Raw genomic sequence first — 21907 nt, 5'->3', positions numbered from 1 at the left:
CCGCTGCATTATTATTGAATGCATACCGCGTTACAGAGCGCCTGAAACAACCTCTGCAAGAGGGATAGTAGAGGATTAATCGCTTTCCAACATGCCAAGATCAGACAATGACATTAGAATTTCGGCCTATTTATTGACAGTGTTAATAATAAGTTTTATAGCTGTTAACGGGATAGGGTGGCTAAATAGCGAAAGGGGTTAATTCGCCATCTTGCAATGTGATAGTGACCAGATTTGCTCATCAGCAAGAAAGATAAAAAAGTAGGTTTAATGTGAGAAATGTGCCGTTAGAAAGTGTTGATCTCCTTGAGAGAGATGTGATTGCGCTGGGTACAGATTATCTGCCTAATACGCTATTAGAAACGCATCGACATCGACGAGCGCAATTTTTATATCCCGCTACCGGATTGATTGAAGTGAGCACAAATGATGGGGAATGGGTTATCCCTCCCTCTTGTGGTGTGTGGATCCCTCCTCAAACGGGGCATGAAACACGCATGTTAGATGTGAGTACCAGAAGTTTATATATTGAGCCAGCGGCAGCTCCTCGTCAGAGTCAACAGTGTGAAGTGTTAAGAGTGTCACCGCTTTTACGTCAATTACTTCTTGAAGCCGTTGATGTGCCTGCGCAATATGATAAAAAAGGGCGCGATGGTATTTTAATGCAACTTATCTTATATGAGTTAGCGAAAGCCGAACCTTTGCCTTTCTTTGTTCCTATTCCACAGGACAGTAAATTAGCTAAATTATGTCGCGATTTTATTCGTCAGCCCAAAATTGACGCTCTACCTCAGCAGTGGGCCGAGAAATTACATAAAAGTGAACGCTCGTTTAGTCGTTTTTTCCGTCAACAGACGGGAATGGCATTTTCACAATGGCGTCAGCAAGTCTGTCTATTAAACTCACTCACGCAAATTTTATCAGGGCATAGCATTACCGCTGTGGCTTTTGATTTGGGCTATAACAGTGCTAGCTCTTTTTCTACTATGTTTAAAAAGCAGATGGGACAATCACCTTCTCACTTTAGTATGGATGGATTGAACATCGATCATTTTTGAGAATTTCAAATGAATAACTATTCTTTTTAAGATTGTTTTTATACGCGAGCTACGTATTTATAATTATATTAATCATCATGTTCTTCTTACTTCAAATTAATATTTAATTAATTGATTGTTATATTAAATTCTATTTAATTTTAATTTTCCCGTATAAATATAAATTTTTATTGAAACAAATATATCGAATATAAATTTAATTGTTGCGATGAAAATGTTTGCAAGAAAATAATTAATATTTTTTGACTTAGATCTTTTTTTTAATTAAAAAAATAGTTGGTTACAATTAATTGAATAATTTCTGAGGTGTATTTTTCATATTCAACTATACTCATTTACATAACTATTTATGTAAATAAAGTCGTGGTTGCAATAGGGTCAAAAATATGTCAAAAGGCGGTTCAAATAATAATACAAGTCAGAAATTAGGACTGCTTGCACTGGTTGCAATTGTAATTAGCTCAATGATAGGTAGTGGTGTTGATGGATTACCACAAAATATGGCAGCAACATCTGAAATTGGTCCGGTTATTATTGCTTGGCTGATTTGTGGTTTTGGTATGTATTTTATTGCGCGAATTTTTATGGTGCTGTCAGATATTCGACCCGATCTTCAATCGGGTATTTATATGTATGCTCGTGAAGGCTTTGGCGCATTTGTTGCTTTTATTGTTGCTTGGGGGTATTGGTTAATGACCATTTTTAGCAATGTAGCGTTTGCGATTATGGTGATGGATACCTTAAATTATTTCTTACCCGGAGATTTTAAAGGTGGCAACAATATTCCTTCTATTATTGGTGCTTCTATCCTTATTTGGGGATTCAATTATCTTGTTTTATCAGGTACCAAATTAGCAGGTGCGATTAATATTATTGGTACTTTTGCTAAGTTAATACCGTTAAGTATTTTTGTGTTTATTCTAGTCTATTTTTTAAATTATGAAGAGTTGACTAATAACTTTTGGGGAAATTCCGCCACAATCCCAGCAGATAATCTAGGTCCCATACCTGCACAAATATTAGCACCTTTAGATATTGCCCTATGGTGTTTTATCGGTGTGGAAGGTGCGGTGGCCTTATCAGGTCGAGCGCGCAATAAGAAGGATGTTGGTAAAGCAACATTAATAGGATTTATTGTCTCATTGATTATTTGTATTTTTATCTCCGTATTACCTTTTGGCGTATTACCGCAGAAAGCATTGAGTACAATACCTACACCATCAACAGCGGGAATATTGAAAACAGTCGTCGGAGATTGGGGAGAATGGTTAATTAATATTGGTGTATTAGTTTCGGTATTAACCAGTTGGCTAGCTTGGACGATGATTTGTGCTGAGATACCGATGGCGGCCGCTCAAAATGGTACATTTCCAAAAGCGTTTTCAGTGAAAAATAAAAATGGGGCGGCGTCTACGTCTCTGTGGGTTAGTAGCCTCTTTATGCAGTTAGTGGTCTTTGTTGTTTATTTTTCCAATAATGCTTGGTTAACAATGTTAGCTATTTCTGCATTAATGGTTTTGCCCGCTTATTTGACTAGCTCGGCTTATTTATTACAACTTTGTTTATCGGATAATTTTGCTAAATACGCTAATAAAGGAAAAACCTCAGCTTTAATTAGTGGACTTATTGGGCTAACTTTTTGTTTATTTATGTTTTATGCCTGTGAAATTAAATATTTATCTATGGTGCCTATTTTACTGACATTAGGCATTCCTCTATTTATTTGGTCGAGATATCAAGAAGGACAAGAACTATTTAGTCCTATAGAACGTATATTATTTATTTTTATTATTGTGCTGGATATATTAACAGTTTTTTTATACCTAAATGATTATATTAAATTTTAGTGATTGGATAATTATTAAATTAACTCTATCAATGTAATAAATAAGATTATGTCAATTTAATCAATATTAGTATTGATACCTATGGAGGTGTCTGTGAAATTTAATCATCATGTATTATTTGTCTCTTCTGTGGGGTTAAAAGAAGATAACCCCGCAAAACAGGCATTAAATTCATTGAAGCAAGCAATCATAGAGCGTGGTTTTATTGCTCAGATTGCAGATAATATTGAACACGGTATTAAATATATAAAAGAGAGTCCTAAGTATAGTGCCGTAGGTATTTTTTGGGATAAAAATAATTCCAAAATGAATATAGAGGGTGAGGCCTTTCTCTCATTATTTAGAAAAAGAAATCCTAACACACCTATACTTCTCCTTTCTGAAGAGAATATTACCGATGATGTTTCTATCGATATTCTTAAAGAGGTAAGTGAGTATATTTACCTTTATTCAGAAACCGCAACATTTACCGCTAATCGTATTTATACCTTAATCCATCGTTATGCAGAAAGTCTTTTACCCCCCTATTTTAAAACACTAAAAGATTTCACTGAAGATGGTGATTATTATTGGGATTGCCCTGGGCATATGGGCGGTATGGCTTATTTAAAACATCCTATCGGTATCGAGTTCATTAATTTTTTTGGTGAAAATATGATGCGGGCTGATATCGGTGTCGCGACTGCTGAAATGGGGGATTACCTTATTCATGCAGGGCCTTCAAAAACATCCGAAGAAATGGCCGCAGAGTTATTTGGTGCTGACTGGACATTTTATGGCGTATCAGGCTCATCGGGTTCTAATCGTATTGTGGCGCAAGGGGCCATAGCCGCTAATGAAATTGTTGTTGTAGATAGAAATTGTCATAAATCACTGAATCATGGGTTGACTCTTTCACAAGGTCGTCCTGTGTATTTAAAACCGACACGTAATGGTTACGGCTTAATTGGCCCTATTCCAACTCGACGACTCACACAGGCAAGCATTCGCACTCTGATCCAAGAAAGTCCGTTAACAGAAGAAGCTGTTAGCTCGGAACCGACTTATGCGGTAGTCACTAACTGTACTTATGATGGCTTCTGCTACAACGTTAATGATGTTGTGAAAAATTTAGCCAAGAGTGTACCTCGAATTCATTTTGATGAGGCATGGTATGCTTATGCGCGCTTTCATCCCCTCTATAAAAATCGTTTTGCGATGGACGTGTCTGAGGATATACCGGATCGTCCTACGCTTTTTGCTGTGCAATCAACACATAAAATGTTGCCATCACTCTCTATGGCATCAATGATCCACGTGAAAAAAAGCGCACGCGCCCCTTTGAATTTTGATGACTTTAATGACGCTTTTATGATGCACGGTACTACGTCACCTTATTACCCCATTATTGCTTCTATTGATGTTGCGGTAGGGATGATGAAAGGGGAATCGGGCCAATCTCTAGTTCAGGAGTCTATAGAGGAAGCGATTGCATTTCGCAAAGCAGTGGTAGCAGTAAAACGTCAATTAAAAGAGCAAAATGGTGATCCTGATTGGTTCTTTGATGTACTACAACCAACTCAAGTTTGTGATCCTAACACGAAAGAAAATTACAGTTTTGAACAAGCACCATTATCTTTATTAAGCCAAGAGCCTGAATGTTGGACATTAAAAGTCGGAGATAAATGGCATGGTTTTTCAGATGAAGATATTGCCGACACTGACAGTATGTTAGATCCCGTTAAAGTGACGATAACTTGTCCTGGCATTACCGCTGATGGGCAGTATCAAAAAATGGGTATTCCCGGTTATATCATGACTAAATTCTTGGATGATCGTCGTATTGAAATCGCCAGAACCGGAGACTATACCCTTTTAATCCTCTTCTCTGTTGGGGTGACTAAAGGTAAATGGGGAACGTTATTAGAAAGTTTACTGACTTTTAAAAAGCTCTATGATTCGGATGCGTTAGCGGTAGAAGCTATTCCTTCACTAAAAGAAATCTCCCCTCAATATGCCAAAATAACCTTAAAACAGCTTTGCCAATCTATGCATGAAAAGATGGATGAGCTTGATTTAATGAAACATATTAATGATGCCGTAAATAGCGTTCCTGAGCCCGTGATGTCACCGGCTGATGCTTATCAAAAGGTTGTTCGTTATAAAACAGAACACGTACATTTAGATGATTTTTCAGGTCGTATTTCTGCCAGCATGTTAGTTCCTTATCCACCGGGAATTCCAGTTTTGATGCCAGGTGAACGCTTACCTAAAGGGGATGAAGGCGTTATTGGTTACCTTAAAGCCCTACAAAATTTTGACAATACATTCCCCGGTTTTGAGCATGAAATTCAAGGGATCAATGTTGATGCAAACGGAGATTTTTGGGTAAGAGCCATTGTTGAAGACGAACGAGTCGCAAAAGAATTGCCTGCATCTGTGAAATTTAAACGCCGTGTTTCAGCAATTAAAAAAGGCCGTCAGTAATGACTGGTGAATGATAGCGATATGAAAATATCTGGCGTGGGATGAGACGCCAGATATTATTATCTTAAGGTAAGAGGTTTTTATGGCAAACAAATCAGAAACTGCATCGTCAAAGAGCCCCACATCAGCGACCGGTGATAGTGGTGCAAAATTGGGTTTATTTGCTCTGATCGCAATTGTAGTTGGCTCTATGTTAGGTGGTGGCGTGTTTAGCTTGCCACAAAATACAGCGGCAAGTTCAGCCATCGGGCCGGTTTTAATTGCGTGGGTGATTGCAGGTATCGGCATTTACTTTATTGCTAATGCGTTTCGCTTATTATCTGATTTACGACCTGATCTTCAAGCTGGTGTGTATATGTACGCACAAGAAGGTTTTGGATCTTTTATTGGATTTAATGTGGCCTGGGGATATTGGTTAATGACTGCATTTGGTAATGTGGCATTTGCCGTTATTCTAATGGATGCTTTTGATCAGTTTTTCCCCGGTGTCTTTACAGATGGCAATAATTTAAATTCAATTATCTGTGGCTCTATTTTAATTTGGGGTTATAACTTTTTAGTCTTGTCAGGAACGAAAGTTGCAGGTTTTGTTAATACACTTGGTACTATTGCTAAATTAGTACCATTGATTTTATTTGTGATTATCCTTGGTGTACTTATTGATTATTATCAGTTATTTAGTAATTTTTGGGGGACATCTCCTCAAATTATGAATACGGTGGATAATAAGGCGGAACCTGTATCATTAATGTCACAAATATTAGCTCCGATGACAGTAACATTATGGTCATTTATTGGTGTTGAAGGAGCCGTTGTTTTATCTGGACGGGCAAAAAATAAAAAAGATGTTGGTAAGGCAACCTTATTAGGATTTCTATTGGCATTAATTATTTATATTTTATTATCCGTCCTACCATTTGGTGTTATGCCACAAAGTCAATTAGCGCAATTAAGTAACCCCTCGACGGCAGGTGTATTGGCTAAAGTTGTTGGAAATTGGGGTGATTGGTTAATGAATGTAGGGTTGATTATTTCTGTATTAGCGGGATGGCTTGCTTGGACAATGCTATGCGCAGAAATTCCGATGGTTGCCGGGCAAAAAGGCGCGTTTCCTAAAGCTTTTGCTCGTACTAATAAAAATCAAGCCGCCAATACCTCACTCTGGGTCAGTAGTATTGTCATGCAAGCCGCGATGCTATTAGTCTATTTTTCTAATAATGCATGGAATACCATGTATAACATCAGTGCATTAATGGTTGTTCCAGCTTACGTCACGACAACCTTATATATCACAAAAATTTGTCTTAATCGTCAATATTACCAATATGCCAAAACAGGTCGTGGTTTAGCATTGTTCAGTGGTGTACTTGGCGTTATTTTTTGCTTATTTATTTTATATGCGAGCCAAATTCAGTATGTTGCATTAATTCCTATTTTATTAACATGCGGATTACCCGTTTTTATTTGGTCACGTAAAGAGAAACACGATAATAAACCTATCTTTCAGAAAAAAGAGACACTCTATTTAGTGATTTTATTATTACTTGATGTGTTGGTATTAGCTTTATTGATGAAAGGTATTATTACGCTTTGATCTTTTTTGCTATTGATGATTTAAACTAAACGCGCCATAACGGCGCGTTTTCTATGAGCTTGAATTAGTGGCTGGGCTTGTTTTCTCTTACCGCATTACGCAAGCAATAAGGGAGTGCAATTAAGCTTATTGTAGTCACAATGGCTGTGGCGATCAGAACGATAGAAAAAGCATATTCAAACGCACTATTAGCCTGTGCGATTAAGAGGGTCGCCGCTGCTTCGGGAAGCTTTTCAGCGACAATAAGTGCTTCATCTAAACTATCATAAACGACACTATTGACGTTAAGCGTATCCGGTAAAGTTAGTTTTAAGGTATAGAGGGTGCTCATTAAACTCCCCATAAAGGTCACGCCAATCACGCTACCCAACTCATAGGCGATATCTTCAATAGAAGCGGCCATACCTGCTTGTTTATCGTCGACACTTAGCATAATAGAAGTCGATGCGGTGGTAAAAATAATGCCTAAACCAAAGCCAATCAAAAAGAGGCTACCCATTAGCATTATCGGTGAGTTTGAAATGGCAATTAACCATAAGTTACCCATTAATGTTAGGGCGAATCCGATAATAATTAAGCGCACTGCACCTAAACGCGCTAGCCAAAACCCGGCCAAAGGAGAGGCTAATACTGAGCCGATAGGGATAGGTAAAATCACTAAAGCTGCATTCAGTGGTGTAAAGCCGGCGACTAACTGTAAGCGTTGGCTTAGCAGAAATTCAATACCCACGATGATCACCATAGAAAGAGTCGACATTGCCACACCGACACTGAAATAGCGCTTTTTAAATAGGCTAAAATCAATCATTGGATGCGTTTGACGACGTTGGCGCCGCGCAAATAGTGTGAGAAAAATAATGGCAATAAGGGTGGCGATGATCACTTCATTCCATTGTGTATAAGCCTTACCTATCTCTTTTAAGGTATAAATAGCGCTGACTAAGCCAATCAAAATAAGTATTGAGCTTAAATAATCAATTTTATGCTGCCGTTGTCCCGAAAAGTGAGGAATTAGCCAAATCGAGAAAGGAAGCACAAGTAGTACAATAGGGACATTGATCAAAAAGACTGAGCCCCACCAGAAATGGTTTAATAGCAATCCACCAATTAAAGGCCCTAATGCCGCGCCACCAGAAGCAACAGCAGACCAAATACCAATAGCGACGGCACGCTCTTGTGGATGAGTAAATACTTGTCTCACAATAGACAACGTTGCAGGCATGCTCATAGCAGCACCGACGGCCAAGAAACCACGAGAAATAATTAAGCTGGTGGCGCTAGGGGAATAAGCTGCACATAATGAGGCGATGGCAAAAAGGGGTAATCCGCTAATAAATAACGTCTTATGGCCTATTCTATCGGTAAGCATACCTGCTGCTGGCAACAGCCCTGCGACAATCAGCGGATAGGCATTCATGATCCATAGTTTTTCTGAGGCGCTCGCATTGAGATCATGAGTTAAACGCGGTAGTGCGGTATAAAGTACGGTAACATCAACAACAATTAGAAACAGCATACTTGATACTAAAAGTAAGACTATCCAACGTTTATAATCTTTTATCATATAAAATCTCAGTGGTTATCTTAGGTGTTATATTTAGCTAGGAATAATAATTTTAAATCCATACAGTCGTATTGAAAAGAGGTTTTTTTAAATGGGACGCCAAAGAACGATTGATAGAGAAAAGTTACTTGAGGCTATTTTTGACATCGTGATGGAGCAAGGGGCTGCCGCTCTGACTATCGATACGGTGGCCAAAAAAATGGGGATTTCCAAAGGTGGTGTCCAATATTGTTTTAATAGTAAAGAAGCGATGATTGATGCCATGTTTGAACATTGGGAAGGAGGATATGAAGCGCGATTTAATCAGGTGGTTGCCAATGATAACTCAGCCAATAATCGCGTTAGAGCACATATTCATGCAACTCATGATCACGATAAGCTCTCTTTTGCCAAAGGAGCCAGCTTAATGGCTGCGTTACTGCAAACGCCAGAATATTTGCAAAGTACTAAAGCGTGGTATCAGCAAAGATTAGCGGGTGTCGATACCACAACAGTAGAGGGAAAACGGGCGAGACTGGCTTTTTTAGCCACCGAGGGGGCTTTCTTGCTACGTTATTTTGGTTTAATGGATATTGATGATAATGAGTGGGAAGAGATTTTTAGCGATATCGATTCTGAACTCATTAATGCCGAAACTAAATGAATAAAAAGCATATTGTTTCTTGTAAGCAATATGCTTTTTTAATGCTGTTTAGGTATTAACAAAATTAACGGCTTCTGCTGTTAATTGGCCTATTTTATGCCACGCTTTTTGTTGTATAAATTCTTCTTTTACCATCCATGATCCACCACATGCGACGACTTGTTGAATGTTGAGGTAATCGCGAATATTATCTAATCCAATACCTCCTGTCGGCATAATATGAAGATGATGATAAGGTGCTAACAATGCTTTTAGCATTGCAATACTACCAGAGGCTTCGGCGGGAAAGAACTTAACAAAATCGATGCCAAGCGCTAAGGCTAACTCAATTGAAGATGGATTATTAATTCCAGGAATGATAGGAATATTAATTTCATTGCAATAGTTTACTGTTGTAGGGTTGAGTCCCGGAGCAACAATAAACTCAGCGCCAGCTTGTTTTGCCACGTAAGCTTGATCTTTAGTTAATACTGTACCAGCACCAACTAACATTGATGGAATATGTTTTTTTAATAAAGAAATTGCTTCTGTTGCAGCCGGAGAACGAAAAGTAATTTCAGCAACAGATAATCCATTTTGATATAGAGCTTCACCCAGCGGAATAATATCTTCAGCTTGGGAGACTGAAATAACGGGGACAATTTTTAATTGGCGTAGCCTATCAATTATTTTTTTCATCATTATTTCTCATTATTAAAAAATGTCATGGTAATAGGCTGAGTATATTCTTTGGGAATAATTGCCCCTTTATGTTGGATCACTCTGCCTGCTAATAAATGACCCATTTCAGCGGCTTGCTGAATGGGAAGGTGATTTAAATAACCTGCTAAAAATCCTGCGTTAAAGGCGTCGCCAGCAGAAGTTGTATCAATAACATGCTCCACTTTTGTGGCAGCGACTTTTAATATGTCAGGTTGGAAACCTGAACAATAACAACCATCTTTACCAGATTTAACAACGATATGTTTTATTCCTGTATGGTGAAGCCGTTGTATAGTCATATTAATGGATGTGTCATTCCATAGCTTTTGTTCATCGTCATCAGTAACTAGCGCTAAGCTAATAAAAGGTAGTAATTGTTGATACCAATATTTTGCTGTCTGATGATCCTCCCAAAGATGGGGACGGTAATTACTATCAAAAATAATTTCTTTGCCTAGCTTGGCTAAGTGAGTAATTAAGTTAATAAGTTGTGTTTTATCATTATCACTATAAATGGCTAAGGTGATACCACTAAGATAAATAGCATCGAATTCATCTAATGCATTTGCCAGTAAAGGGAAATTAGGGTGTTGAAATAAATGGCTAGCTGCAGAATTATTGCGCCAATAAAGGAAAGTACGCTCACCATTGCTGTCAGTTTGTATAAGATAAATGCCTGAATGATATTTTTTATCTTCTAATACCCATTGGCAGTTTATTTGCTCTTGTTGCCAGCGTTCACGCATTCCTTTACTAATAGGATCATGTCCGATGGCAGAAATAAAGAATACTTCTAGCTGATTGCTTTGTTGACAAGAAAGAGCGCGACTTAAATAAAGTGCGCTGTTGAGTACGTCTCCACCAAATGTTTGTATCATTTCGCCAAAGGGTGAACCGTTAAGCTCAATCATACATTCACCAATAAACGCAATGCGCTTCATGTTTTTTCCTTTTTGGACACTAGCTAAAGTGAGTTTAATTTATTTATTCTCTGTGTTAAAAATCATTCGCACCCCTCGCCGTTAGTCCTCCATCCACATACAAATTTGAACCTGTAATATAACTGGCATGTTCACTTAATAACCAACTTGTCGCCTGGGCAATTTCTTCTGGCTCGGCTAAACGCTGAACTGGGATCTGTGTTTTAATACGTTGTTCAAGGTCGCAATGAGTCGTGTTATTGGTGGTGACTTTTAATAGTTCAGTATTTGTCGCACCGGGAATAACGGCATTAACACGAATATGGTGGGAGGCGTAATCAATTGCTAAAGCTTTAACGAGCGCATTAATACCACCTTTACTTGCGCCGTAGGCACTGTTAGAACCACCTGCAAATCCGACAGCTGCACTTGGTGATCCAATACAAACTAATGAACCCGCGGTATTGTTATGTATTAGATGCTTTATTGCTTCTCGGCAGGTTAAGAATGTCCCTGTTAGATTGGTTTTAATTACCTTTTCCCATTCAGCTAACGATGTTTCATGCGCCATTTTGGTAATTTCAATGCCTGCGTTTGCAACGATACCAGTAGGAATGCTATTAAAATGGCTAATGCATTGATTAAACGCATCAATAACACTGTGCTCTTGAGAGATATCACAATGGAGTGCAATAATATCTTCGGCACCTTGTGCAATGGCTTTATGTTTGACTTTTTCAGCGGCTTCAAAATGAACATCAGAAATAACAACGGCATGGCCCAGTTTTGCCTGATGTAAAGCAATAGCTTCTCCGATACCTGCTCCTGCACCAGTAATAAAAATAACTTTCTTTTTGTTGATCATATGGTTACCTATCTATAACGATATATCAAACCCATGGTGATTAATTTCTTTGTATTAAAAATAAGCTGATTGCATATTGTATACAATAATACAATATATTATGAAGTCAAATAATACACTCTGTAAATAGAATTTTTATTAATACCTAAAATAGAAATGACAGAAGAGTGTTGAGAATAAGGGCGAATAAAATAGGAAATGTAATAGAAAAACACCATCACATCAGTATGATGTGACGGTGTTTTTGTTGATTATAGATTAGCGTGTTTTATCGTTTTTTCTTTTATTATCAATGATCGTTGAAAAATCGACACGTTTGGTTTGTGCGCAAATATGTTCTTCAAATTCTTTTTCTAATTGGGGTAAATCACCGATGATAATTTTATCGAGCAATATTTCATGTTCATGAATAATTTCTTCCATTGGTTTGCCCAAGGTTGAGATACCAATGACAATGGTGAGCTGCTTCGCGACATTTTCCCAAAGTGACGTTAAGGTAATGTTACCACTAAGAATACAGATAGTACGGTGAAAATCGACATCACTAAGCGAAAAAAGGTAATTGTCTTTTAGTAGTGCCGCTTTTTTCATTTGCTCAATTTTTTGCTTAAATAAATCAATATTCTCTGCGACTAAGTGTCCTTTTTGGTTAATTAAAGTTCTAATCGCATATAACTCAAGTACAACTCTGACATCAATCAATTCATTAAGGCGTTGCTCTGAAACGGGTGCTAAACGTATACCTTTAAAAGGCTCACTAACGACTATGCCCTGACTTTCTAAAACACGTAATGCTTCACGGACAGGCATACGGCTTACTTGCATTTTTTCAGCAATTTCTTTTTCAACAATTCTATCACCAGGAAGAATAAAGCCCCGTGTAGCTGCCTCTACGATGGAGTCCACTACATCGTCAGCGATTGTTTTTACTTTGACGGGTTGCCAGTAATTTTCTTTTGTTGAATGACTCATCTGTGGTTATTTGCTCTGTAGTGAAATGAAGATACCGTTGTCAAAATCATTATACATAAATAAAAAAAGAGTTTAATGAATTTATTTATCTTTCTAAACATGATTTAACTCTTTGTTATAAAAATATTTTTTCTGTTCTTTTATTCATAATCTATTTCGTATTTTGTGAACTACCTCCTATTTTTAGTGCGTGTAAATGGGCCTTATTTGCCAGAACTCAATATTGTAATATTGTATACAATCATACTATGTGCTTTAATTCGGTGGGTAAATTGTAGGCAATATAGGGAAAAAGAAATGAACTTACCTCTGAGTACAATCAAAATTACTGAAATTGTGGCTGTGCCATTATTTGGTGAAAGCCCAAAAGGCGGATGGTCCAATGAAATTAAGCCGGAAGACTCTATTCACGCCATTATTGCTGTCCATACGGATGCGGGAATAACCGGCTATGGTAGTGTTTTTACTGATGGACGCCTCGCTGAAGCGGGATTATCGGTATTACTTCCTCTTTGTATTGGTGAGAACGCATTAGAGCCTGAACGTGTTTCTGAAAAACTTCGCCAACATACTTTCTGGATGGGACGAGGGGGAACGTTAACACATACCATTAGCGGCATTGATATTGCACTTTGGGATATTTTAGGTAAGGCCAGTGGATTACCGGTAAGTACACTGCTTGGCGGTAATTACCGCGCGAAGATCCAACCTTATTGTTCTCTTTTAATGGAAGAGCCCGATACCATGTTTGATGTGATCAGCCATTATAAAAAAATAGGATTTAAAGCTTTCAAAATAGGTTGGGGGCCTTTTGGACGAACCAATGATAAATCACTAGACAGAAATATTATTGCCGCAGCACGAGATGCCGCAGGGAAAGAGGCACATTTATTGGTTGATGCTGGTGCGAGCGATGCATATTGGAAGAATGGACTTAAATGGGCAATTAATACCGCAAACATGTTAAGTGAATATGATGTTGGCTGGTTTGAGGAAGCACTACGACCTGATGACATTGAAGATTTTAAAGTGCTACGCAAAGAAAGTCCTGTTCCTATCGCGGGTGGTGAAGTCCTCACTCGTCGTCAGTCTTTTTTACCGTGGCTTTCTCAAGGTGCATTCGATGTTGTCCAACCCGATGTGACTAAAGTGGGCGGGATTTCAGAGCAACGCCGTATCGCATGGATGGCTGATGATTTTGGCGTTAAATATGTAGGTCATGGTTGGAATACCGCCATGGGGTTAGCCGCTGATCTACAAATGGCAGCAGCACTACCTAATGTTGATTTTGTCGAGTTTATTGGCGGGAGCCAATATATCGATGGTATTACGACTACGCCATTTAGTGTTGATGCTGAAGGTTATTTGGATATTCCACAAAAACCAGGACTAGGGATCGAACTAGATATTGAGAAACTAAAAAAATATACCATCAATCCAGAAAGGTTATTTAAATAATTAATTAAAAACCTCTTGTTAGTTTTATTTTTTACTAACAGCCCTACACCTTTTTTAAAAAGGGAATACCATGATAAATAATCAAAAAAGAACAAAAGTCAGGTTTTCTATTGCAATATTAATGACGCTTGCTATTGCAATTAATTATCTTGATAGAACGGTTATGTCAGCAGCTGCACCTACGCTATCAGAAGAGCTACAAATTTCTCCTGAAGCAATGGGCTGGATAATGTCTGCATTCTTTCTTAGTTATGCATTATGTCAAATACCAGCAGGTTTTATCGCTGACCGATTTGGGCAAAGAAAAACCCTTGCAGGTGCTGTACTATGGTGGTCTATGGCTACGGCGGCTACAGCGTTAGCTAAAACACCATTCAGTTTTATATCTACTCGTATTTTGATGGGAATGGGGGAAGCAGGTGCTTATCCTTGTAACAGTGGTATAACCGCTAAATGGTTTCCTGATAGAGAAAGAGGAAGGATCACAGCACTATTTGACAGTGGATCGAAATTTGGTACTGCTTTTGCGATGCCTTTAGTTGTCTGGATCATCGCTAAATGGGGATGGGAATCTGCATTTATTTTTTGTGGCGCATTAGGATTTTTATGGGTCATTGCATGGTTAAAAATTTATCATGATCCGGAACAACATCCAAAAGTCAGTGAAGCCGAATTAAAATATATTCGTGATGGGCAAATTAAAAAAGAAGGTATCGATAATATTCAACCAATGAAATGGTATGAACTATTTCGTTATCGTAATGTTCAAGCAATGTGTATGGGTTTTTTCTTGCTCGATTACGCTATCTATTTCTTTATTACATGGTTCCCTGCTTATTTAATGATGGAAAGAGGGATGAGTTTAGAAGAAATGGGGTTTGCTGCTATGTTACCACCTTTATGTGGTATTGCGGGTCAATGGCTAGGTGGATTTACAACAGATTATCTTTTTATTAAATACAATAATATCAATATAGCTCGAAAAGTTCCGATTGTTGGGGGGATGTTGGTGGCAACCAGTATTGCATTCTCAGGACTGGTGGAGTCAACGTCAGTAATGATGTTCTTACTTTGCTTATCCTATGCTGCATTAGCTTTTGCTGCTTCAGCAATATGGTCTTTACCTGGTGATGTTGCACCTAGAAATATGACGTCTGTATTAGGTGGAATGCAAAGTGCAGTTTCAAACTGCGGTGGTATATTGGGGCCAATAGTGACAGGTTATATTATTGGTGCAACAGGCTCTTTTATGTGGGCATTAATAGTATCGGGTATTGCATGTGCGGTAGGGGCACTTATTTATTTAGTGATGTTGCGTGATATTAAGCCTATTACAGCAAATGAAATAGAGGTACAAAATAATCAGATAAATTAATTTCATCATATACTTTTATATACATCAAAGTTATATCCATTATTTATATATTATCCATTGATTATTTAGGAGAGGTTCTCTTGGTTTTAAATTAAGAGACCTCTTATGAATAATAAAATAAAAAAGAAATTAATATGTCATTTTTTTTAGATAAAGAAATTGAAATAGAAAAAGTTGAATTAGGCATAACAAGAAAAATATTATCAAGAAGTAAAAATATGATGGTTGTTAAAGTTTTTTTTGATAAGGATATTGAAGGTAAAAAACATACTCATCCTCATGAACAAATGGTTTATATTTTATCAGGTCGTTTTGAATATTATATCGAAAATGAAAGTAGGATATTAAATAAAGGAGACTCTGTGTATATTGCTTCGGGAAAATATCATTATTGTAAGAGTTTATCAGAAGGTGTATTACTAGATATTTTTACACCGAGTCGAGAAGATTTTATTTATTGATCTATTGAATTTTTACTGTTTAAAGCCTACTAAAGTTAATAAATAGTAGGCTTGTTTTCAATTAGCAAAAACTAGTAATACATCGCGATAAGCTTATCATCCAACTCTTTAACGTCGACGGGAGTATCGAAAATATCTTCGATAATATCGGATTTCATGATCTCTTTAGGTGAGCCATGATAGTAAAGTTGCCCGTTGCGCATAGCTAAAATGTAGTCGGAATACACAGAGGCGAAATTGATATCATGAATGACGATGATAATGGTTTTTCCTAGCTCATCGGCGGCTTTACGCAGTAATTTCATCATAATGACCGCGTGTTTCATATCAAGATTGTTAAGCGGTTCATCAAGCATCACGTATTCAGTATCTTGACATAATACCATTGCAACATAAGTACGCTGGCGTTGCCCACCAGATAATTCATCAAGATAACGGTGACGAAATTCAGTCAAATTAAGAAAATCGAGTGATTCATCAATCACTTTCTTATCTTCTAGCGTTAAGCGTCCTTTACTATAAGGGTAGCGACCAAAACCGACTAACTCTTCAACAGTTAAGCGACTCACAAACTGATTTTCTTGGCGTAGTATGGAAAGGTTTTTGGCTAATACATCACTCTCTGTGGCCGCAACATCCATGCCATTTACACTGACCATACCGCTTTCTGGCATCAGTAGACGGCCTATTACAGAAAGTAAGGTGGATTTACCCGCACCATTAGGTCCGATGATTGAAGTAATACCGCCACGTTGAATGGTTGTTGTAATATTATCGAGCACCGTTGTGTCTTGATAACGTTTTGATATCTTACTGATTTCAATCATATTAAAGTCTTCTTAATACCAAATAAATAAAGAACATACCACCAATAAACTCAATCACAACAGAGAGAGTACCTGTCATTTTTAAGCCATACTCTAAAATCAATTGTCCGCCAATCAGTGCGATAGTGCCTAATAAGAATGCCACAGGCATTAAAAAGCGGTGCTGACTGCTACCACTAATATGATAAGCCAGATTAGCAACAATTAAGCCTAAAAATGTCAACGGCCCTACTAATGCTGTTGATACCGCAACCAGAACAGAAATAAGTAATAGAATATAAGTCGTTTGCTTACGATAATTAATACCAAGATTAATCGCATTCGCCTGGCCTAAGGCCATCACATCAAAACTATAACGCATACGCCAAAGTAATACGCCGACGACGACAATAATGGCTAATGCACATAAGATAAGATCAGGAGTGGCTCGAGTAAATGTCGCAAACATACGGCTTTGTAAGACAGAAAACTCATTTGGGTCCATGAGGCGTTGTAATAGCGTTGCACTGCTACGAAATAGGGTGCCTAAAATAATACCAATCATAAGGACTAAATTGATATTAAAGCGCACTGAACTAAATAGCCAACGATATAGAACCACCGAAAATAACACTAATAAGGCCGACTCTAAAAAGAACTTCGTCAGATTGGCCATCCAAGAGGCGGGCATATCCCCTTCAAAAAAGATAAAGAGCGTTTGTAGCAATACAAACAGAGCTTCTAAGCCCATTAATGAAGGAGTAAGAATGCGGTTATTGGCGATAGTCTGAAACAGTATAGTAGAAACGCCTGCCGCAAAGGCGACGATGATCATCGTCAGAATAATATAAGCGCGGTGTGTCAGAATATAAGAGATATTACCGTTTAGGTTGATCGTCATAAACAGCACAATGGCTAATAATGAGACGCCAAGTAAGAGCCAAATACGCGCCATAGGTGAGAGGCGCACTTTCTTAGGTTGAACAGCGCCAGTATATTTGCTAATCATGGATGAATTAACTTTTTGCATAACGTTGCTGCTTCAGTAGTAAGAAAAGGAAGATCACAGCACCTACCGCCCCTAAAATGACACTTGCGGGGATCTCAAATGGATAACGGATCAGGCGACCAATCACATCACAGAGTAAAACAATGGCTCCACCGCTTAAGCATACCCACGGGATGGTTTTGCGAATATTATCTCCCATCACTAGGCTAACTAAATTTGGCACGATCAAACCAAGGAAAGGTAAAGCACCAACAACAGACACCACCACACCACTAATTAAAGCGATAATAGATAAACCGATAATCATCACTTTACGATAGTTAAGTCCAACGTTGATGGAAAATTCACGTCCCATACCTGCCACGGTAAAGCTATCCGCGACCCAACACGCCATTAATGCAAGGGCACCGACAAGCCATAGCAGCTCATAACGACCTTGTAAGACACTGGAGAAGTCTCCGCTAGTCCACGCATCTAGTGATTGTAGTAAATCAAAATAGACGGCAAGAAAGATGGTTAGAGCACCTATCACTGCACTTAGCATAATACCGACAAGTGGCACGATTAATGCGGTCTTTAAGGCAATTCTCTGTAGCAACAACATAAATAACACAGTGCCTAAAAGTGCAAAAACAGTGGCTACCATCATTTTGGTGAAAATGCCTGCCGCGGGGAAAAGCAACATCACGACTAGTAAACCGAGACTGGCTGATTGTGTTGTACCTGCAAGAGAAGGCTCAACAAAGCGGTTTTGCGTGAGCAGTTGCATGATTAAACCAGCAACACTAATTGCGCCCCCAGCAAGTAATAATGACAGGGTTCTTGGTACGCGACTAATAAAGAAGATATCGCGCATATCGGGATCAGTAAAAAGCGAAGCAGGAGTGATATCTCCTGCGCCGATAAATAGACTGATCATTGAGAGGATAGCGATAAGTCCTATCCCCAATGATAAATGGAACGTTTTCATTCAGTTACTTTATTTTTTTGATCCAACGCCTGATTAATTGTATCCATTAAGCGAGAGTAAGTTTGTATCCCACCGGAGATATAAATCGAGCTGGCATCAAGATAGATAATTTGGTCTTTATTCCATGCATTAACCTTTCTAACTAGGGCATTATCAAGCACTTGTTTTGCAGGTTGTGAATCTTCACGACCAATTGCTGCATCACGGTCAATGACAAACATCCAATCTGGATTAAGTTTTAGCAGTAGTTCTGAGTTAACAATATTACCGTGAGAGCCTGGGCTATCGAAAGTATATGCAGGTTCAAAGCCCAATACATCGTAGATAAAACCAAAGCGAGAGCCTGGGCCATAAGCGGAAATTTTACCGCCACTGACTAATACGACCATTGCTTTACCCGCATCTGGGGTTTTTGCTTTTACCGTATCAATTTTGCTATTGAAGTCAGCTAATAATTTTTTAGCTTGTTCTTCTTTACCAAAAATTTGACCTAAAGTCGTTGTACGCTCAGTGAGGCTGTCAATAAAGCGTGTGCTGTCGATATCCATAGAAATGGATGGTGCGATTTCACTTAATTTGGCATATGCATCGCGAGCACGACTACCCGTTAAAATCAGATCAGGGGCAGTAGTACTGAGTTTTTCGTAGTTTGGTTCAAACAGGCCACCTTCGTTGATGTACTCATTTTCGTTGGTGTATTTCTCTAGAAATTTAGGTAAGTGGACGTTTGTTTGTGGTAGGCCAACAACAGGTACGCCAAGAGCATCAACAATATCAAGTGTTTCCATGTTCATCACAACCACTTTTTGTGGGTGAGCAGGGATCTCAGTGGTGCCTTGAGCATGTTCGATAGTGAGAGTTTGTTTCTCTGTGGATTGCGTTGTTGAGGTATCTTGTGCGTTATCACAACCTGCGATAACCAGAGAAGACAGCAATAAGAACAGTGGGCTTAATGATTTTTTAAACATTCTCTTTCCCATATTGTTGCGATATGAAATAGCACAGTTTACTAGCTGTGACCTAATAATGAGCTTCACAAAGGAAACAATGATTATACCAAAAAACTAAAGAGTAATGATACTAATTCACATTCTCACAATAATAAAGGATTAACTTATATTATTGTGCTGAATCTTTGCATCAGATCATGTGAAGAGAAGAATGGACAAATTTTGTAACGCGAAACAATGCTAAAGATTTTTTGCTTAATTTGTGAAGAGGGTCAATACACTAGGTCAATCAGAGACAATTATATGTCAGTAAAAAATATCGTTAGTGAGTATCATTGCGTATACTTTATTCAATCAGAAACAATCTTAATTGCTAAATTTTACTTTAATTCTGTACTGACATCTTAATCAATGCACATGAGAAAGTAGCATTATCTCTAGGGCAGAGTGTGGCCAATTTGAGAGGGTTTTATGCAAAAGAAATATATTTATCTATTTTGTTCTGCTGGCATGTCAACATCTCTGTTAGTGACAAAAATGCGTGCACAAGCAGAAAAATATGATGTACCCGTTATTATTGAAGCTTTTCCAGAAACATTAGCAGAGCAAAAAGGCCAAGAAGCGGATGTCGTTTTATTGGGGCCACAAATTGGTTGGATGCTCGCTGATATTCAAAAATTATTACCCAATAAACCTGTCGAAGTCATTGATTCATTGTTATATGGGAAAGTGGATGGATTAGGTGTATTAAAAGCAGCAGTAGCTGCCATTAAGAAAGCATCAGCAACAACTAATTAATTTTTTTATTGTTATTTTTATTTATTCCAGTCAAAGAGTGAATTTTTCAGCTAGCCGAGCAATTAGCGGCATTTTAAGGGTATTTTTCTATGAGTAAGGTCATTGGTTCACTTGAAAAGGTACTCCTTCCTTTTGCGGTTAAAATTGGAAAGCAACCTCATGTTAATGCGATAAAAAATGGTTTTATCCGTTTAATGCCATTAACACTTGCCGGGGCAATGTTTGTACTTATCAATAATGTTTTTCTCAGTTTTGGTGAGGGCTCCTTTTTTTACTCCCTTGGTATTCGTTTAGATGCCTCAACAATTGAAACACTTAATGGTTTAAAAGCCATAGGTGGTAATGTCTATAACGGTACGTTGGGAATAATGTCATTGATGGCGCCGTTCTTTATTGGTATGGCGCTGGCGGAAGAGAGAAAAGTCGACCCTATTGCGGCGGGATTACTTTCTATCGCCGCCTTTATGACGGTAACACCTTATGACGCTGGTGGCGCTTATGCTGTGGGGGCGAACTGGTTAGGAGGTGCCAATATTATCTCAGGGATTATTATTGGCCTTGTGGTTGCCGAAATGTTTACCTTTATAGTGCGTCGTAATTGGGTTATCCGTTTGCCCGATAGTGTACCTGCCTCCGTTTCGCGCTCTTTTTCTGCCTTAATTCCTGGTTTTATTATTTTATCAATTATGGGAATTATCTCTTGGGGATTAGCGCATTACGGTACACATTTCCATCAAATCATTTTAGATTCTATTTCAACGCCATTGGCTTCGTTAGGATCGGTTGTCGGGTGGGCTTACGTTATTTTTACCTCTTTGCTGTGGTTCTTTGGTATTCATGGTTCATTGGCGCTGGCGGCACTTGATAGCGGTATTATGACACCTTGGGCATTAGAAAACGTCTCTATTTATACCGAGTATGGTTCAGTTGAAGCGGCACTTGCAGCAGGCAAAACGTTCCATCTTTGGGCAAAACCGATGCTAGATTCGTTTATCTTCTTAGGAGGAACAGGGGCGACGTTAGGTCTGATATTAGCTATCTTTATTGCATCGCGTCGAGCAGATCACCGTCAAGTGGCGAAGTTAGCATTACCTGCGGGTCTATTCCAAATTAATGAACCTATTATTTTTGGTTTACCTGTGATTATGAATCCAGTGATGTTTATTCCTTTTATTCTTATTCAGCCAATCCTTGCTGCTATTACCGTAACCGCTTATTACCTTGGGATTATTCCGCCGGTCACAAATATTGCACCTTGGACGATGCCAACAGGGTTAGGGGCATTTTTTAATACCAATGGCAGTATTGCCGCACTGTTATTAGCACTCTTTAACTTAGCTGTTGCAACACTGATTTATCTGCCTTTTGTGATTATTTCGAATAAAGCACAAACCGAAATTGATAAAGAAGAAAGTGAAGAAGATATTGCTAATGCATTGAAATTTTAAC

Annotated in this window: 19 protein-coding genes; 10 read left to right on the top strand and 9 right to left on the bottom strand. The window is 38.3% G+C overall.

From position 1 onward, the window contains the following. The first annotated feature begins 272 nt into the window (after positions 1-272). The 4 genes from AACV00_RS16900 (at position 273) to AACV00_RS16885 (ending at position 6965) form a co-directional block, all read left to right on the top strand. Complete coding sequence (locus AACV00_RS16900; protein ID WP_046335167.1) at positions 273-1058, top strand: AraC family transcriptional regulator; 786 nt, start codon at positions 273-275, stop codon at positions 1056-1058. 386 nt (positions 1059-1444) lie between these two features. Next, positions 1445-2905, top strand: a complete 1461-nt coding sequence (locus tag AACV00_RS16895; protein WP_046334816.1) for a basic amino acid/polyamine antiporter — start codon at positions 1445-1447, stop codon at positions 2903-2905. A gap of 93 nt (positions 2906-2998) precedes the next feature. Continuing rightward, positions 2999-5371 (top strand): Orn/Lys/Arg decarboxylase N-terminal domain-containing protein, encoded by a 2373-nt coding sequence (locus tag AACV00_RS16890; protein WP_071233538.1) that lies wholly within the window; start codon positions 2999-3001, stop codon positions 5369-5371. A gap of 82 nt (positions 5372-5453) precedes the next feature. Continuing rightward, positions 5454-6965, top strand: a complete 1512-nt coding sequence (locus AACV00_RS16885; protein WP_080973793.1) for a basic amino acid/polyamine antiporter — start codon at positions 5454-5456, stop codon at positions 6963-6965. A 64-nt stretch (positions 6966-7029) separates the two neighbouring features. Here AACV00_RS16885 and AACV00_RS16880 read toward each other — a convergent pair whose 3' ends face one another. After that, a complete protein-coding gene (locus tag AACV00_RS16880) occupies positions 7030-8529 on the bottom strand; it encodes an MFS transporter (RefSeq protein ID WP_004249028.1) in 1500 nt (499 codons plus the stop codon). 91 nt (positions 8530-8620) lie between these two features. Between AACV00_RS16880 and AACV00_RS16875 the strand changes: the two genes are divergently transcribed. After that, positions 8621-9172: a TetR/AcrR family transcriptional regulator gene (locus tag AACV00_RS16875; RefSeq protein ID WP_004249029.1), complete on the top strand. Its 552-nt coding sequence runs from the start codon at positions 8621-8623 to the stop codon at positions 9170-9172. Positions 9173-9220: 48 nt separating this feature from the next. On the opposite strand, the gene eda is transcribed toward AACV00_RS16875, so the two are convergent. The 4 genes from eda to AACV00_RS16855 all read right to left on the bottom strand — a co-directional run bounded on the left by eda (position 9221) and on the right by AACV00_RS16855 (position 12631). After that, positions 9221-9853 carry a bifunctional 4-hydroxy-2-oxoglutarate aldolase/2-dehydro-3-deoxy-phosphogluconate aldolase gene (eda, locus tag AACV00_RS16870; RefSeq protein ID WP_110706870.1) on the bottom strand — a complete coding sequence of 211 codons (633 nt, stop codon included), beginning with the start codon at positions 9851-9853 and terminating at the stop codon, positions 9221-9223. Then, positions 9853-10815 carry a sugar kinase gene (locus AACV00_RS16865; RefSeq protein ID WP_064506193.1) on the bottom strand — a complete coding sequence of 321 codons (963 nt, stop codon included), beginning with the start codon at positions 10813-10815 and terminating at the stop codon, positions 9853-9855. The genes eda and AACV00_RS16865 overlap by 1 nt, the downstream gene beginning before the upstream one ends. Before the next feature lie 55 nt (positions 10816-10870). After that, entirely contained in the window at positions 10871-11659 is a 789-nt protein-coding gene (locus AACV00_RS16860) for an SDR family NAD(P)-dependent oxidoreductase (protein ID WP_004249033.1), read from the bottom strand. Between the two features lie 258 nt (positions 11660-11917). Beyond that, positions 11918-12631, bottom strand: a complete 714-nt coding sequence (locus tag AACV00_RS16855; RefSeq protein WP_004249034.1) for a GntR family transcriptional regulator — start codon at positions 12629-12631, stop codon at positions 11918-11920. A gap of 297 nt (positions 12632-12928) precedes the next feature. On the opposite strand from AACV00_RS16855, the gene AACV00_RS16850 reads away from it, so the two are divergent. The 3 genes from AACV00_RS16850 to AACV00_RS16840 all read left to right on the top strand — a co-directional run bounded on the left by AACV00_RS16850 (position 12929) and on the right by AACV00_RS16840 (position 15925). After that, the gene (locus tag AACV00_RS16850; protein WP_049209945.1) at positions 12929-14089 is read left to right on the top strand and encodes a mandelate racemase/muconate lactonizing enzyme family protein; all 1161 of its coding nucleotides are present in this window, start codon (positions 12929-12931) and stop codon (positions 14087-14089) included. A 70-nt stretch (positions 14090-14159) separates the two neighbouring features. Next, positions 14160-15464 carry an MFS transporter gene (locus tag AACV00_RS16845; protein WP_004249036.1) on the top strand — a complete coding sequence of 435 codons (1305 nt, stop codon included), beginning with the start codon at positions 14160-14162 and terminating at the stop codon, positions 15462-15464. Positions 15465-15598: 134 nt separating this feature from the next. Continuing rightward, on the top strand, positions 15599-15925 hold the full coding sequence (locus AACV00_RS16840; protein WP_004249037.1) for a cupin domain-containing protein: 327 nt from the start codon (positions 15599-15601) through the stop codon (positions 15923-15925). A 71-nt stretch (positions 15926-15996) separates the two neighbouring features. Here AACV00_RS16840 and AACV00_RS16835 read toward each other — a convergent pair whose 3' ends face one another. Genes AACV00_RS16835 through AACV00_RS16820 form a run of 4 tightly spaced genes read right to left on the bottom strand, consistent with a single transcriptional unit; the run spans position 15997 to position 19678 of the window. Then, on the bottom strand, positions 15997-16752 hold the full coding sequence (locus AACV00_RS16835; RefSeq protein ID WP_004246710.1) for an iron ABC transporter ATP-binding protein: 756 nt from the start codon (positions 16750-16752) through the stop codon (positions 15997-15999). A 1-nt stretch (position 16753) separates the two neighbouring features. Continuing rightward, the gene (locus tag AACV00_RS16830) at positions 16754-17761 is read right to left on the bottom strand and encodes an iron chelate uptake ABC transporter family permease subunit (protein WP_004249038.1); all 1008 of its coding nucleotides are present in this window, start codon (positions 17759-17761) and stop codon (positions 16754-16756) included. After that, entirely contained in the window at positions 17748-18710 is a 963-nt protein-coding gene (locus AACV00_RS16825) for an ABC transporter permease (protein ID WP_004246712.1), read from the bottom strand. Before AACV00_RS16825 ends, AACV00_RS16830 begins: the two co-directional genes overlap by 14 nt. Then, entirely contained in the window at positions 18707-19678 is a 972-nt protein-coding gene (locus tag AACV00_RS16820; RefSeq protein WP_004250023.1) for a siderophore ABC transporter substrate-binding protein, read from the bottom strand. Before AACV00_RS16820 ends, AACV00_RS16825 begins: the two co-directional genes overlap by 4 nt. Before the next feature lie 453 nt (positions 19679-20131). Between AACV00_RS16820 and AACV00_RS16815 the strand changes: the two genes are divergently transcribed. Continuing rightward, entirely contained in the window at positions 20132-20458 is a 327-nt protein-coding gene (locus AACV00_RS16815; protein WP_004246718.1) for a PTS sugar transporter subunit IIB, read from the top strand. Positions 20459-20547: 89 nt separating this feature from the next. After that, positions 20548-21906, top strand: a complete 1359-nt coding sequence (chbC, locus tag AACV00_RS16810; RefSeq protein WP_004250024.1) for a PTS N,N'-diacetylchitobiose transporter subunit IIC — start codon at positions 20548-20550, stop codon at positions 21904-21906. The last annotated feature ends 1 nt before the right edge of the window (position 21907 follow it).

Source organism: Proteus sp. G3927, from assembly GCF_963894685.1.
GTDB classification, from domain to species: Bacteria; Pseudomonadota; Gammaproteobacteria; order Enterobacterales; family Enterobacteriaceae; genus Proteus; species Proteus mirabilis.
The sequence above is the reverse complement of the archived record's forward strand: the minus strand, read 5'-3'. Positions and strand labels throughout refer to the sequence as shown.